Source organism: Pseudomonas sp. R43(2017) (assembly GCF_002112345.1).
GTDB lineage: Bacteria > Pseudomonadota > Gammaproteobacteria > Pseudomonadales > Pseudomonadaceae > Aquipseudomonas > Aquipseudomonas kribbensis.
The window spans coordinates 231,686-245,029 of sequence record NZ_NEHJ01000007.1 but is presented as its reverse complement, the minus strand read 5'-3'; the positions used below and the strand labels follow the sequence as shown (position 1 = coordinate 245,029).

The following is a 13,344-nucleotide window of genomic DNA, read 5'->3' as shown; positions in this document are numbered from 1 at the left end:
GCAGATCAGAAGTTCACGCCGAAGCTCAGGGCCACGAAGTCACGGTCGGTGAGGACGTTGTAATCGCCGCCAAAAAAATCGGTGTAACTGAGGCTGGCGGTGTAGGTGTTGCGGTAGTCGGCATCGACGCCGACGCTGATGGCTTTGGCGCCTTCGTTGAACAGCCCGTTGGGGCCGTAACCGGAGACGTCGTGGGACCAGGACAGGTTGGGCTTGAGGTTGATCCCGCCGATCACGTTGGCGTAGTCGAGGATGGCCCGGGCGCGATATCCCCAGGATGTCGAGGTGACGAAACCGCCGGTGTCGCCGCCGAAACCGTACTGGCCGTACACCGAATCGCGGCCGTAACGCAGCTTGCTTCGCGACTCCAGTCCGCCGACCCGCACCACCGCCGCCTCGCCGACCACGGTCAGACGTTCGGCGCCCAGCACCTGATCGAAGAAATGCGTGAGGGTGCTCTGCAGTTGCGTCACTTCCTTGCGTCGATAGCCTTTGTTATCGGCGCCAGGCGAAGTACTCAACGGTGACGCCGTGCCGCCGGCAATCGGGTTGAGCAAGGCCAGGGTCAAGTCGTTGGTGTTGACCTGCACCGGGGCGTTGGGCCGGTAGCTGAGCTCGCCGGTCCACGCAGTGCCGGTAGGTAGGGTGGTGGCGAAACTTGCGCCATACAGACGGATGTCTTCCGGGTATTCGAGGTAATACTGACCGCGACCGAGCATCACGCTTTGCGCCAGCCCGGAACCGCTGCCGGGGGCCAGGCGGTTGGCGGTACTGACCATCCCCGGCAGTGCCGCCAGGGTCGACAGCCCGGCCGTGGTGGTGCCGACCGTAGGCGTACGGCTGTGGTAATTCATGAAGTACAGGCCATATTCGGTATCGTCGCCGAGCCAGCGCAACGCTGTCCCCCACTGCCCGGAATCCCGCGCATCCCGGTCACCGCCACGGGGCACGACCACGCCTTCGCGAGTGACCTGGATGGGTTGACCGAAGGCCGCTGCCAATGGCGCCAGCGGCGCGATCGCCGGGCTGCCGACGGTGTAACCGTTGTTGCAACCATCCGCCGCCACATCGACACCGAAAAACGTACCGCAGTTGTCGAGAACGGTCTGGTCCCATTCCAGTTGATAGAAACCCTCGACCGAAAGTTTGTCCGTCAGGCTCTGGGAGCCGAACAGCATGTTCACCGGAATCAGGCCTTCCTTGATCTCGGCACCGGGCCGGCGGAACGCCGAGACGTCGATCGGGTTGATGCTGTTGATCGAGTTGCCGATGAAGGTACTTTCGCCCCAGCTCACCACCTGCTTGCCGGCGCGCACGGTGCCCGGAAGGTCGGCGATGGAATAGTTGTGATAGACGAACGCATCGAGAATCTGCCCGCCGGAAGACTTGGCGCCCTCCTTGCGACCCTTGTCGCTGATCGGCTTGAACTCGCGGTCTTCGTCCTTGAGTTCGAAGTCGTACCAGTACTTGCCACGCACGAACACACCGGTGTCGCCGTACTTCAATTCAAGGTCGTGGATGCCCTTGAAGATCTTGGAAAAGGTCTCGCCCTTCTTGAAGTTCAGGCGCCCGTCATCACCGGTCGAAGACTGGCCCGTGCCGCCATTGACCGTACCGACCAGCGACTTGTCCGCATCGCGCATGCCCCAACTCGCGCCGACCGACAGCGACGAGTCGAACGTGCCTTCGATTTCACCGATGTTGAAATCCACGGCATGGGCCTGGGCAAAGCAACCCAAGGCCACCGCAGCGGCCAGCGCCTGCGGTTTGAAGATGGCGCGCATTGTTGTTTTTGTCATGCGTCTTCCCCGGTGAGTGACAGAAGGCCCCACCCTACTGCCGCCACACGTGGACGATAAGCGCACCAAGGAGGTATTCGCGCTGTCGCTCGAAAGGATGAATCTCCGCCTGGGACGGGGCCTGCCGCAGGACATGAACCGGCTGGATAACCCATGATCAACGCAACGGATAATGACGAGTACGGTGCACGGCACTGTTACATGCCCTGTAACAGTGCATGTTCGGAATCGCTATTTTTCTCTGAGCCGTCAGCCCTTATTCTGAGCGGGCTTTCACGGCAGCCCCGCCACGAAGCAAAAAGTCCACGACCGAGTCGTCGGCAACCGATTTCTGATGGACCGAAGCGTTTTTCGCTCCATCGCCCAGGTGTTCACTGACGTTGATTTGTAGCTCCTTGATCCAACGTCTTACCTTGGCCGCTGCGTTTGCAGCGGCCTTTTTTATGGGCGTTAAAAAAAGCGTGGATGGCGGTTCTGCAAAGATCCTCCGATAACCGCGTCAGACATTTCCTTGAGTTCCGAACGAATCCCTTCTGCATTAACGACAACCCGCGAAAACCCTTCCCACACAACGCCCTGTTACTTACGGGCTTCTCAGATTTGATCACCGCCACTCCGAGGTAACCTGAAACACCTCAACCATTCGCCGGTGACACGGATGTCATCGCCCCCGTGGGCATTTTTCGGGTGAATGAAAACGCACATTCAAAAGGACATGAATATGCCAAAACCTCCACCGTTGGAGCTGGACCCATTACATATCCGGGAGTTCGCCCCGGATGATTACGAGCCATTCAAAGAAACCAATGTGGGTTATTCCTACAGCGGCACATTCGGCTCTGCCGGTGCCAATTCGCAAACGCGTCAATTGATGCATGAAACACAACTCGCCGTTGAACAGGAATTCAACGCAAAAGTCGCCTCGATTCCACATTCCATTGAAGTGGAACTGGCGGCCATCAGACTGGAAGGCCCGACGAACCCTCTGCCACCCGCAGCGGCATTGGCTCGCGAAGTGGGCGTCAGGAACACGCTGATTCAACGCAAGGGCGCAGAGTTTCAAAGGCAGACCGCCATCGCCAACCGCTTTTATGGCAGCGATCCGCTGGGGAAAACCTTCAAGGATTACCTGGATCAGGCATCAGCCATTCGGCGGGCGCACGGCGCGGGGGTCAAGAGCAGGGCGTTATGGAGTGAATCGTTGCGGGCCGCCCACGAAGCCCGGCTGCTGGGCCAGACATTGGCGCTTCTCAACCATCAACAGGTCGGCGTGCTCAACTGGCTGGCCACCGTGCAGGCACAGGATCAGGCAGCCGCGGCAGAGGCGCAGCGGCAGGCCGCGGAACATGCCCGAATTGCAGCTGAGCAACAGCGCCAGCGAGATATTGCCGAAGCCGCACGCCGGGAGCAGGAGGCAATACGAGCACGCGAACAGGCTCGACTGGCCGCATTGGCGGAGAAACAACGACAGGATGCCGAACAGGCTCGACTGGCGGCTGAGACCGCGCGCCTGAACGCCGAGGCTGAAGCTCGGGAGAAAGAACGGGTGGCTGCGTTGAAGATCGCCCAGGCCGAGGCACAAGCCAACGCTGAAACAGCGGCACGGGCACTTGCGGCAGAACAGGCTCGGTTACAGGAGGAAAGGAAGCATGTCTTTCCGGCTTCCGGAGCAATGGCCAGCAACGGCCCGGTCGTTTCTTTCGCTTCGACTGCGGTCAGCCTCAGCCCTGCTACCTCGGCAGGAGTACTCAATGCATTACGTACCGCAACAGCGACCCTGACAGCGACGGGCACGGCGCTGTTCGGCAGTCCGGTATTGATGGGGTTCGGCGCTTTTGATGCCTTCAAATCTGGGCAACGGCGAGCGCTTTTCCATGAGCGTTCCTCTCGCCGAGTTGTCGTCCGAGCCGGCAGAGACGCTCCGCGAAATCGCCGATCGACAGGGTACGCTGGAGATGCACGCCGGGCTCGGCCTCAGGCGACTCGGTGCCGGTATGCAAGTGTTCGTCGCTACGAGCGATGACTTCCATATTCGCTCAAGTGTGCTGGTCCTGAATGCCGCCTACGATCTGCTCAACAACGTATACAAGGTCGCGCTATCGGACTCGCCCACCGACTACTTGACCTGGACACCCGCTATCTCGCCGGGTGACGCCTCGACCGCCTCGCCAATTGTGGATACCGATTCTCCCGCTTACTCCGGGGTATCCATCGTGCCGGTTGAAGGGCGGCTGGATTTGAATCCGATACTTGTGGAAGGCTGGGAGCGATTCATCATCGTGTTTCCGGCTGATTCGGGGATTGAACCGCTTTATGTGGTGTTCAGCAGTCCTTATGAGGGAGCCTCAGTCAAAGGCAAATACAGTGGCCGCAAATTCAATCCGGAGCAGGCTGGCGGGCCGATACTTAATCTGGATTGGAGATCGGCAATCATCACCCGAGAGGGGATTGACGCGGTAAAGCTACACATCGCAAGGCTCAATCAATCGGACGCCAACGACATTATGATTCAACGCCTGGAAGACATTCTCAGCGGACACCGGGCGCACTCAGACACGGATTTGCGCTACTACACTCATGAAATGAGAGAGCTGGAGCGGTATAGGGCTTTCGGCTATAGCGACAATACATCGCCATCGGATGAGTCCCCGATATGGAACAACGCTCATACAGCGGCCCTTGAAGACTACACACTCGGCAGTGAATTAACACTCCTATATACCGAGCAGGCAATCAATGCGATGAATGCGCAGGATCAGAGAGAGTACGAAAAGGACATGAGGAGTTTCGAACAATGAACACGGTCGAAAGAATCATCAAAAATGAGCCTGTTGCCGATGTGGTCTCCTTATTTGCACTGCTTTGGCCAGCAATGCGTATTGACAGGATGTATGGGCTATATCGTAGTGAGGTAGTTCAAGAAGGTATTTTGGTCGCCACTTACAATTCACTATTCAATGACGGGGTGCTCTCCAGCGATAAGAGCGGCAAAACAGTCAAAGGGCCCAACTGGAAGGCACCTACGTTCCTGGTAGAAAAACGTTACGATTAATTATTAAAAAACCACCTGACTATCTCTGAATAGTCGGGTGGTTTTGAGAGTTCAAATCGAAAACTTCTGCAAATTCCCCATCATCTCCTTCAGCGCTTCAATGTTGTCCTTCGGATGCGCGGCGCCCTCGAAATCACAAATCTGTTGCCAGTGCGCCGCCACATCTTCAGGCGAGAACCCGACGCGAGGATCGAATCCGGCACCCAGGCTGCGCTCCCAGCGCACCTTGCCCATCCAGCCGCCGCCGACTTCGAACAGGCCTGCGGTTTCCTGGCATTGCTCGCTGGCCAGGTACACCACCAGCGGGCTGACCAGTTCCGGTTTGAGTTGGTCGAACACTTGCGGCGGGATCAGGCCTTCGGTCATGCGTGTGCCGCCAGTGGGCGCGATGGCGTTGACCAGGATGTTGTTCTTGCGACCTTCGATGGCCAGGGTGCGAGTCAGACCGTAGAGGCCAAGTTTGGCCATGCCGTAGTTGGACTGGCCGAAGTTGCCGTAAATGCCTGAGGTCGATGCGGTGAAAATCACCCGACCGTAGTTCTGCTCGCGCAGGTGTGGCCATGCGGCGCGGGTCACTTTGTAGGCGCCTTCGACGTGGACGCGATAGACCAGATCCCAGTCAGCGTCCTCCATCTTGTGGAAAGTCTTGTCCCGCAGGATGCCGGCGTTGTTGACCACCACATCGACGCGACCGAATACATCGAGGGCGTTCTGCACCAGTTTGTCGCCGTCGGTCACCGAGTCATGGTTGGCTTCGGCGATACCACCGGCCTCGCGGATTTCCGCCACCACGCGGTCGGCGGCCGAAGCGTTTGCACCTTCGCCCTGGGTCGAGCCGCCGAGGTCGTTGACCAGCACTTTGGCGCCCTGTTTGGCAAACAGCAAAGCATGAGCGCGCCCCAGGCCACCACCGGCTCCGGTGACGATCACGACTTTATCTTCGAAACGCACAGACTCATTCATCGAGGCAACTCCAGCAGGCCTGAGGGACAGTGTCCCCGAGTGTCAGGCACAGAGCGTGCGGTCACAACGAACACGGCTGAGGCTGAATGGTGCGCGATAAGGCTGGGGGATGATGAAACCGCGCAGAGGCGCAACGCGCCCCCGCCCGTCGATCAGGAGCACGCCACCTTGCGCGGCGGCAGCACGAAGTGATCACGAAATTCCAGGTAGTGCTTGAGCACCTGCACCGGCGCTTCGCTTTGCGGGTAATGACCGATGCCCGGCAGCAGCACGGTGTCCGCGTCGGGAATCAGCTCGCGATAACGTTCGACCATGTGCGCGCCGGAGATCGGATCGACTTCGCCATCGATCACCCGCAACGGCACCTCGCCGCGCTGCATCGCCGCGACCCAGCGATCACGCTGCACCCGGCGTTCCGGAATGTAGTTGATCAGCTTATGCATGATGCGCGGCCCGCGATTGCACTCGACCAGGCTCCAGAAGTCGTCCATTTCACTTTCACTGGGCCGGGTGTCCGGGCCGAAGATCTGCCGAAAGCTTTTCACCAGCGCATCGCGGGTAAATGCCCGGCCGATCATCCAGCCCAGCGGGCTGAGCAGCAGTTTTTGCGCCAGCAGCGGACGATGGGTTTCCGGGAACAGACCACCGTTGAGGAACACACAACTGGCAACTTCGATCTTCTCTTCGTAATGCCGGGCCAGCAGTTCCTGGGCAACGCTGTCGCCGTAGTCATGGGCAAGGAGATGCACCGGTTGCTCGACTTGAAGATGCGCGAGCAAGGCCTGTTGCAGATCGGCTTGCTCCAGCAGGCTGTAGGTGTGGTTCAACGGTTTGGCCGAGTCGCCGAAGCCCAGCATGTCGCAGGCGATCACCCGAAAGCGCTGGGCCAGCGGCTGCCACAGGTAATGCCAGTCCCAACTGGCCGTCGGGAAGCCATGGATCAGCAATAGTGGCTCACCCTGCCCGGCCATCCAGTAACGGATCGGCTGGCCACGGAAGACAAACGACTGGCTGCGTTTGCGCCAGGCACTCAGAGGAATCTCGGCGAGAGGCATTAGAGTTTATACCCCGGGTCTTGTTTATCGAGTTTGCGCAACAGCGCCGGCCAGGCCAGCGCGCCGCCCATGCCTTGAGCACTTTTGGTGACGCCGGCGATCATCGCCTTGGCGCCCGCCAGAATCTGCGGTTCGATGGCGATCAGTTCGGCACCGCCGCTTTGCGCCATGACCTGGATGTCGCAGGCGCGCTGGAAGGTAAACATCATCAGGAACGTGTCGGCGATGGTGCCGCCACAGGTCAGCAGACCGTGGTTGTGCAGCATCAGGAAATTGCAGTCGCCCAGATCCGCCTGTAATCGCGTCTTCTCCTCATGATTGAGGGCCACGCCTTCGTAGGCGTGAAAGGCCAGGCTCGACAGCACGAACAACGATTGCTGACTGATCGGCAGCACGCCCTGCTTCTGCGCCGACACGGCGACACCGGAAGCGGTGTGGGTGTGCAGCACGCAGGCCACATCATGGCGCACTTCGTGGACGGCGCTGTGAATGGTGTAGCCGGCAGGATTGATTTCGTAGGGGCTGTCCATGAGTTTGTTGCCGGCCTGGTCGACCTTCACCAGACTGGACGCGGTGATCTCATGGAACATCATCCCGAACGGGTTGATCAGGAAATCTTCGGTGCCCGGCACCTTGGCCGAGATGTGGGTGAAGATGAGATCGTCCCAGCCATGCAGGGCGACCAGTCGATAGCAGGCGGCGAGATCGACCCGGGCCTGCCACTCCGCGGCACTGACCTGATCTTTGACATTCAAGGAAGAAGGGACGGGGGCTACGCTCACTGTATGCACCTCTGTTTTTGTTTTTTTCGGCAGGTGTCAGCAGTCTAGTCAGCCCCGGGGATTCGCGTAGTTGCATTGGCAGCCAGCTTGATGACTGAGCGAGTCAGCTGCGCAAACCGCTTGGATCCATGTCAAAGCACCGACGCCAACAAAGGTGCGGCGAACAGATTGAGCAGCCCGGTGAGCACCATCACCAGTCCAGCCACCGACCCCTCTTCACCACCTACTTCATGAGCGCGACTGACGCCCGCACCATGGGCGCCCACGCCGAACAAGGCTCCCCGCGCCAGAGCACTGCGCAGCGGCAGCCACTTGAGCAATACCCCACCGAGCATCGCGCCAAACACCCCGGTGAACATCACGAACACCGCCGTCAATTCAGGCACCCCGCCGAGATCCTGCGCCAGCGGCATGGCAAACGGCGTGGTGATCGAGCGTGGCACCAGCGACAGCGTCACCGAACTGTCCAGCGCCAAAGCCCTGGCCAGACCGAACGAGGTGGCAATCGATGCGGCACTGCCGGCCAGCATGCCCAGCAACAACGCCGACCAGTGCCGCACCAGCAAACGTCGCTGTTGCCAGATCGGCACCGCAAACGCGACGGTGACCGGCCCGAGCACCAGCATCAGCCAGTGGGTGTTGCTCGAATATTCGGCGTATGCGGTATGCAGCGGCACCGCGAGCGCCAGCAGCAACGCGGGAACCAGAATCAGCGGCGACAGCAGGTAACGCCCGGTACGGCGATACAACCAGCGACTGAACAGGTAGGCCAGCAAGGTGAACGCCAGCCAGAACATCGGCATCAGCTCAAGCTTCATGGGACCGCCTCAGGCGAACGGCCAGTTCAACGGTGAACGCCGTCACCAGCATCACCATCAGCGTGCTCGCCGCGATCACCAGCAGAATCCGCCAGCCGTCGTCACGCAACAAGGCGCCGTAATCGAGCAGGCTCATCAGCGCCGGAATGAAGAACAGCAGCATCTCGGCCATCAGCAATCCCGCGCCCATTTGCAGCGCCGCCGGCTTGACCCAGCCGAATGCAAACGCCAGCAGCAACAATGCCATGCCGATCACGCCGCCGGGGATCGGCCAGGCCAGCCAAGCGGCCAACTGGCAGCCGAGCAGGTAGAGACCGAGCAGCACGGCCAGTTCGGCCAGCAGGCGAGAGAAGTATTTGAGGGTCGAGGCTTTCATCGGTGGGCTCCTTTCAGGTGCCTATTTTACGAAGCCGACTGCCATCTCCGAAGCGAATTGTTAGACTCAAAGCCATTCCAATCTGGAATCTGGCCATGGAATTCAAACAGCTCAAAAGCTTCGTCGAAGTCTTGCACCAGGGTGGTTTCACCCAGGCGGCGAAAACCCTGCACATCAGTCAGTCCGCCGTGAGCAAGCAGATCGCCCAGCTCGAACAGAGCCTCGGCACCCCGCTGCTCGATCGCCTGGGTTCGCAATTGCGCCTGACCGCCGCCGGCAGCGTGGTGCTGCAACGGGCCGAAGGCATGCTGCGCCTGCGCGATGAATTGCTCACGGAACTGGATGATCTCAGTCATCTGGCGCGGGGCGAGTTGCGCCTCGGCTTGCCCTTGCTGGGCAGCGATGCGCTGTTCGCCGGGCTGTTCGCCGAATACCGACGGCGTTACCCGAACATCAGCGTGCAATTGCTCGAAGGCGGCAGCCGCAATGTCGAACAGGCGGTGCTGAGCGGGGAACTGGAGCTGGGCGGCAGTCTGCTGCCGAAAGATCCGCAGTTCGATTTTCAGCCGTTCTGCGATGAGCCGCTCGATGCACTGCTGCCGGTGGATCACCCGTTGGCGACGAAAGGTGAAATCGGTCTGGAGGAACTGGCCGACACGCCGTTCCTGCTGTATCAGCGCAGTTTCGTGCTCAATGACCGTTTGCTTCAGGCGTGCCAGCAGATGGGCTTCACCCCGAAGGAAGGTGGCCGTAGCGGTCAGGCGGACTTTCTCGCAGCGCTGGTCGCCGCCGGGCAAGGCGTGGTGCTGCTGCCGAGCGTGGTGGCCCGCGGGCTGGTGCGGCCAGGCGTGGTGCGCCTGACCTTGAACGCGCCGGACTACCTGCGCTGGGACATCGCCTTCATCTGGCGCCGGGGCGCCTATCTGTCGAAGGCGGCGCAGGCCTGGCTCGCGCTGCTGCGCGAACGCGGGATCAGCCCTTGAGCGTGGTGATCAACTGCTCGAGCCATGGCTCTGCGTCAGTTTCCGGGGTGACGCTTTCGCTGGCGTCGATGCGCAGCATGTCCTGCACTTCACGTACGCCCAGCTCACCGAACAATTCACGCATCTGCTCGCCACCGCCGCAGAACGTGTCGCCGTAACTGGCGTCGCCCAAGGCGATCACCGCGCCAGGCAAACCGCGCCAGGCCGCCGGCAACTGGTCGCGAATGCTCGAGTACAGCGGTTGCAGGTTGTCCGGCAACTCGCCCATGCCGGTGGTCGAAGTCACGGCGAGCAAGGCCTCGGGGCCAAAGCTCTGGAGATCGGCGAGGCTGGCGCGCGAGTTGTAGAAGGTTTCAAAACCGGCGGCTTTCAGCAGGCTCTGCGCGTGGCGAGCGACTTCTTCGGCCGTGCCGTACACCGAGCCGGAGAGGATGGCGACTTTCATCAATCTGATCCTGAAACTGAAAAAAAGAGCGGCGATAGTAACAGCCACCGACGCAATGTTGCGATTGGCTCTCGATAAGCGCTGATGGCCAGTAGACAGCGCCGATTGATCTTCTAGAATGCCTGCCACCGACAACCTTGAAGGGATTCAAAGATGATCAATGCCAGCCTGCTGCAGATGGTGATCAACGCGTCGAACGATGGAATCGTGGTGGCGGAAAAGGAAGGCGATCAGGACAACATTCTGATTTACGTGAATCCTGCTTTCGAAAAACTGACCGGCTACACCAGTGAAGAGATTCTCTATCAGGATTGCCGTTTCCTGCAGGCCGGTGATCGCGATCAGGCCAGCCTGGGGTTGATTCGCGATGTATTGAAAAACGGCGGATCGTGCCGCGAAATCTTGCGCAACTATCGCAAGGACGGCACACCGTTCTGGAACGAGCTGTCGCTGTCGACGGTAAAAAACGCTGATGACGGACAGACTTACTTCGTTGGGGTGCAGAAGGACGTCACCGTTCAGGTCAAGGCGCAGCAGCGAGTGGTGCAGCTGGAAGCCCAGGTCGCGGCACTCGAAGCCGAGCTTGCTGCCCTGAAAGCGACGAACGGCGCAAACAAAACTGCGAACTAAGTGTCATTAACTACAATCACCAATGACTTTGTAATTATTTATTTCGAGCTACCCATGCAACGCGACGCCCTCCTGACCCAGGATGAGCTGGATTTCATCCAGACCATGCAACACAACCCGCAGCTCAATGTGCGGGATGCGACGTCGAGCCTGCTGGTCAATGGTGGTTCGCAGATCCGTGATCTGCTCACGCGCCTGGCGGCCCATGAGCAAGTCACCATCCAGGCCAACTTCGAAAACCAGCAGATGACCTTTCCGCTGCATCTGGTGGAAGACGAATTTCATGCCCTGCATTTGCGCCTGGGTGTGCCAAGCATCTATGAAGACGGCCCGATGGTGCGCCCGTGGCGTCTGGCCCTTGAAGAACCGGTCGCTCTGGAGAATGCCAAGGGTCAGCCGGGCATGCTGTGGGTTCACGAGGTTTCGCATAAAGGCGTGCTGCTGGAAGTGCGCAACAAGACCAAGCCGCCGAAGCATTTCGCCCTGTGGTTCAGCCCATCAGGCTATGAGCGGATTTCCCTGCGCGGCACCTTCGAACGGGAAACCGAAAACGGTTTCTACGCCTACGACCTGAGCCAGAGCGACGCTGACGAAACCGAGCGGCTGCGCCAGTTCATCCTTCAGCAACATCGCCTGACTCACCCTGCCCTGCACACCTGAGCCTCAGGTATCCAGCGTCCCCGCGAGAAACTGGTTCAGACGCTGGCGCATGGTTGACCCTTCATTGCCCAGACAGCCCACAGATGATCCGGCCAGGCTGTCCTGCGCCAGATCCGACGCATCGCCGGCCAACATCAGCTGACAATCCAGGCTCAGGGCCAGGCGGTTCAGACGCCGGGGCAATTCGGCAGTCGGGGCGTGATTGGAAAACAGCACCAGCGCCTGGGGTTTGATCTTTTCGCAAACCAGTGTCAGCTCATCGAACGGCTGACCGGTGGTCAACACCCGAACGCCTGCATCGTTGCCACTGAGAAACAGCGCCGCCACCAGCAGTTCAAGCTCACGGCATTGCCCGGCCAGGGCACTGACAATCACCTTGCGCGGATGCGAGCCACGCAACACAACAATGCGCTGCAGTACCCGGGCCCTCAGGAAACCGTCGAGGAACAGCCACTCGCTGGTTTGCCCGAATGCATCCTGTCGCTGCAACAGCTGCAGCCACAGCGGCATCAGGATGTCCTGGAACACCACAGGCAGCGTGTAGGAAGAGAAAATCTGCCCGTAGACCCGATCCAGCTCCTGGTCATCGAACGAACTGACCGCCCGCTGAACCTGCTCCTGCCATTGCAGGTAGTCGGCCTGCACCAGGTCATCGGGAATGATGTGTGCCAACACCTTCATCGGCTCGGTCTTGGCCAGGATCCTGCCGACCTTGCTCACCGAAACACCACGATCGATCCAGTCGACGATGCTGCGAACGCGCTCGATATCGGTCATCGAATACAGCCGGTGCCCACTTTCGGTGCGCGTCGGCTGGATCAGACCATAACGCCGCTCCCATGCACGCAGCGTCACCGGGTTCACGCCGGTCAGACGCGCCACCTCGCGTATGGGGAAAAGCTCCTCGCGCTCAAGCGCAACAGAGGCCTGCGAGGCAAGGCGAACGTCAGTAATGACAGGCATGTGTGCGGACACGTCCTTGTTGGCGTTGTTAGCGGAGTTGGATCCCATTCTACTCTGGATGCCCCTTGTCGGTTCAAGCGATGAAATGGGACGAACGTCTCTGGTTTCGTCACAATAATCGGGAATAATCCTTGCTTGTCGAAAAGCGCAGCCCTCTACCCCGGCGCTGCGTCAGGCGAAACTCCTACCCGGAGCGACGCAAATGCAATTCGGAGATACACAATGTCTACTTCCCCCGTCACGCTGATGGTCGCCCGTCGCGTCGCCGATGGCCGCTATCAGGATCTGATCGCCTGGCTGCGCGAAGGCGAACAACTGGCCACCGATTTCCCCGGCTATCTCGGTTCCGGCGTCTTGGCTCCGCCTCCCGGCGATAATGAATTCCAGATCATTTTCCGCTTTGTCGACGAACAGACCCTGCATGCCTGGGAGCACTCGGCGTCGCGCACCGCGTGGCTGTCCCGTGGCAGTGATCTGTTCGCCCATCCGAAGGAACATCGGGTCAGCGGCATCGAAGGCTGGTTCGGCGCCGCAGGCGTCCGCCCACCGCGCTGGAAACAGGCCGTAGCCATCTGGCTGGCGTTCTTCCCGGTGTCGCTGCTGTTCAACTTCGTGCTCGGTCCGCTGCTCGGAGAAATGAGTCTGTTGCCCCGCGTATTCATCAGCACGCTGTGCCTGACACCGTTGATGGTCTATTTCTTCATCCCGCTGTCGACGCGTCTGCTGGCCGGCTGGCTCAACAGCGCCCCAGCCCGTCCATTGCCCGGTGCGGCGCCCGCGCAAAATCGCTGAAACCATCGCTCGCGTCGCTGTTATAG

At 60.0% G+C, this 13,344-nt stretch carries 15 protein-coding genes; 7 read left to right on the top strand and 8 right to left on the bottom strand.

The features are described 5' to 3' along the window. Nucleotides 1-5 precede the first annotated feature (5 nt). On the bottom strand, nucleotides 6-1,799 hold the full coding sequence (locus CAG02_RS20815; protein WP_085711745.1) for a DUF1302 domain-containing protein: 1,794 nt from the start codon (nucleotides 1,797-1,799) through the stop codon (nucleotides 6-8). Between the two features lie 691 nt (nucleotides 1,800-2,490). On the opposite strand from CAG02_RS20815, the gene CAG02_RS30070 reads away from it, so the two are divergent. Genes CAG02_RS30070 through CAG02_RS20805 form a run of 3 tightly spaced genes read left to right on the top strand, consistent with a single transcriptional unit; the run spans nucleotide 2,491 to nucleotide 4,851 of the window. Beyond that, nucleotides 2,491-3,822 (top strand): hypothetical protein, encoded by a 1,332-nt coding sequence (locus CAG02_RS30070; protein WP_256576924.1) that lies wholly within the window; start codon nucleotides 2,491-2,493, stop codon nucleotides 3,820-3,822. Then, a complete protein-coding gene (locus CAG02_RS30065; protein WP_256576925.1) occupies nucleotides 3,755-4,597 on the top strand; it encodes an S-type pyocin domain-containing protein in 843 nt (280 codons plus the stop codon). The genes CAG02_RS30070 and CAG02_RS30065 overlap by 68 nt, the downstream gene beginning before the upstream one ends. Continuing rightward, nucleotides 4,594-4,851: an immunity protein gene (locus CAG02_RS20805; RefSeq protein WP_085711746.1), complete on the top strand. Its 258-nt coding sequence runs from the start codon at nucleotides 4,594-4,596 to the stop codon at nucleotides 4,849-4,851. Before CAG02_RS30065 ends, CAG02_RS20805 begins: the two co-directional genes overlap by 4 nt. Before the next feature lie 51 nt (nucleotides 4,852-4,902). On the opposite strand, the gene CAG02_RS20800 is transcribed toward CAG02_RS20805, so the two are convergent. The 5 genes from CAG02_RS20800 to CAG02_RS20780 form a co-directional block, all read right to left on the bottom strand. Further along, nucleotides 4,903-5,814 (bottom strand): SDR family oxidoreductase, encoded by a 912-nt coding sequence (locus tag CAG02_RS20800; RefSeq protein WP_085711747.1) that lies wholly within the window; start codon nucleotides 5,812-5,814, stop codon nucleotides 4,903-4,905. A gap of 152 nt (nucleotides 5,815-5,966) precedes the next feature. Further along, nucleotides 5,967-6,869, bottom strand: a complete 903-nt coding sequence (locus CAG02_RS20795) for an alpha/beta fold hydrolase (protein WP_085711748.1) — start codon at nucleotides 6,867-6,869, stop codon at nucleotides 5,967-5,969. After that, a complete protein-coding gene (locus tag CAG02_RS20790) occupies nucleotides 6,869-7,651 on the bottom strand; it encodes a class II aldolase/adducin family protein (RefSeq protein WP_085711749.1) in 783 nt (260 codons plus the stop codon). The genes CAG02_RS20795 and CAG02_RS20790 overlap by 1 nt, the downstream gene beginning before the upstream one ends. A 131-nt stretch (nucleotides 7,652-7,782) precedes the next feature. Beyond that, complete coding sequence (locus CAG02_RS20785; RefSeq protein ID WP_085711750.1) at nucleotides 7,783-8,469, bottom strand: LrgB family protein; 687 nt, start codon at nucleotides 8,467-8,469, stop codon at nucleotides 7,783-7,785. After that, on the bottom strand, nucleotides 8,459-8,845 hold the full coding sequence (locus CAG02_RS20780; protein ID WP_085711751.1) for a CidA/LrgA family protein: 387 nt from the start codon (nucleotides 8,843-8,845) through the stop codon (nucleotides 8,459-8,461). The genes CAG02_RS20785 and CAG02_RS20780 overlap by 11 nt, the downstream gene beginning before the upstream one ends. A gap of 95 nt (nucleotides 8,846-8,940) precedes the next feature. Between CAG02_RS20780 and CAG02_RS20775 the strand changes: the two genes are divergently transcribed. Further along, nucleotides 8,941-9,828: a LysR family transcriptional regulator gene (locus tag CAG02_RS20775; protein WP_085711752.1), complete on the top strand. Its 888-nt coding sequence runs from the start codon at nucleotides 8,941-8,943 to the stop codon at nucleotides 9,826-9,828. Here the strand turns inward: CAG02_RS20775 and CAG02_RS20770 are convergent. Beyond that, on the bottom strand, nucleotides 9,818-10,273 hold the full coding sequence (locus tag CAG02_RS20770) for a flavodoxin (protein ID WP_085711753.1): 456 nt from the start codon (nucleotides 10,271-10,273) through the stop codon (nucleotides 9,818-9,820). The two genes, CAG02_RS20775 and CAG02_RS20770, sit on opposite strands and share 11 nt — an antisense overlap. 153 nt (nucleotides 10,274-10,426) lie before the next feature. Here CAG02_RS20770 and CAG02_RS20765 point away from each other — a divergent pair, with 153 nt between their 5' ends. Together CAG02_RS20765 and CAG02_RS20760 are read left to right on the top strand one after the other, a co-directional pair. Beyond that, nucleotides 10,427-10,903 (top strand): PAS domain-containing protein, encoded by a 477-nt coding sequence (locus CAG02_RS20765; protein ID WP_085711754.1) that lies wholly within the window; start codon nucleotides 10,427-10,429, stop codon nucleotides 10,901-10,903. 54 nt (nucleotides 10,904-10,957) lie between these two features. Next, nucleotides 10,958-11,563 (top strand): hypothetical protein, encoded by a 606-nt coding sequence (locus tag CAG02_RS20760; RefSeq protein WP_085711755.1) that lies wholly within the window; start codon nucleotides 10,958-10,960, stop codon nucleotides 11,561-11,563. Between the two features lie 3 nt (nucleotides 11,564-11,566). On the opposite strand, the gene CAG02_RS20755 is transcribed toward CAG02_RS20760, so the two are convergent. Next, nucleotides 11,567-12,526 (bottom strand): MerR family transcriptional regulator, encoded by a 960-nt coding sequence (locus tag CAG02_RS20755; RefSeq protein WP_085711756.1) that lies wholly within the window; start codon nucleotides 12,524-12,526, stop codon nucleotides 11,567-11,569. Between the two features lie 222 nt (nucleotides 12,527-12,748). Here CAG02_RS20755 and CAG02_RS20750 point away from each other — a divergent pair, with 222 nt between their 5' ends. Then, nucleotides 12,749-13,318 carry an antibiotic biosynthesis monooxygenase gene (locus tag CAG02_RS20750; protein WP_085711757.1) on the top strand — a complete coding sequence of 190 codons (570 nt, stop codon included), beginning with the start codon at nucleotides 12,749-12,751 and terminating at the stop codon, nucleotides 13,316-13,318. Nucleotides 13,319-13,344: the final 26 nt, after the last annotated feature.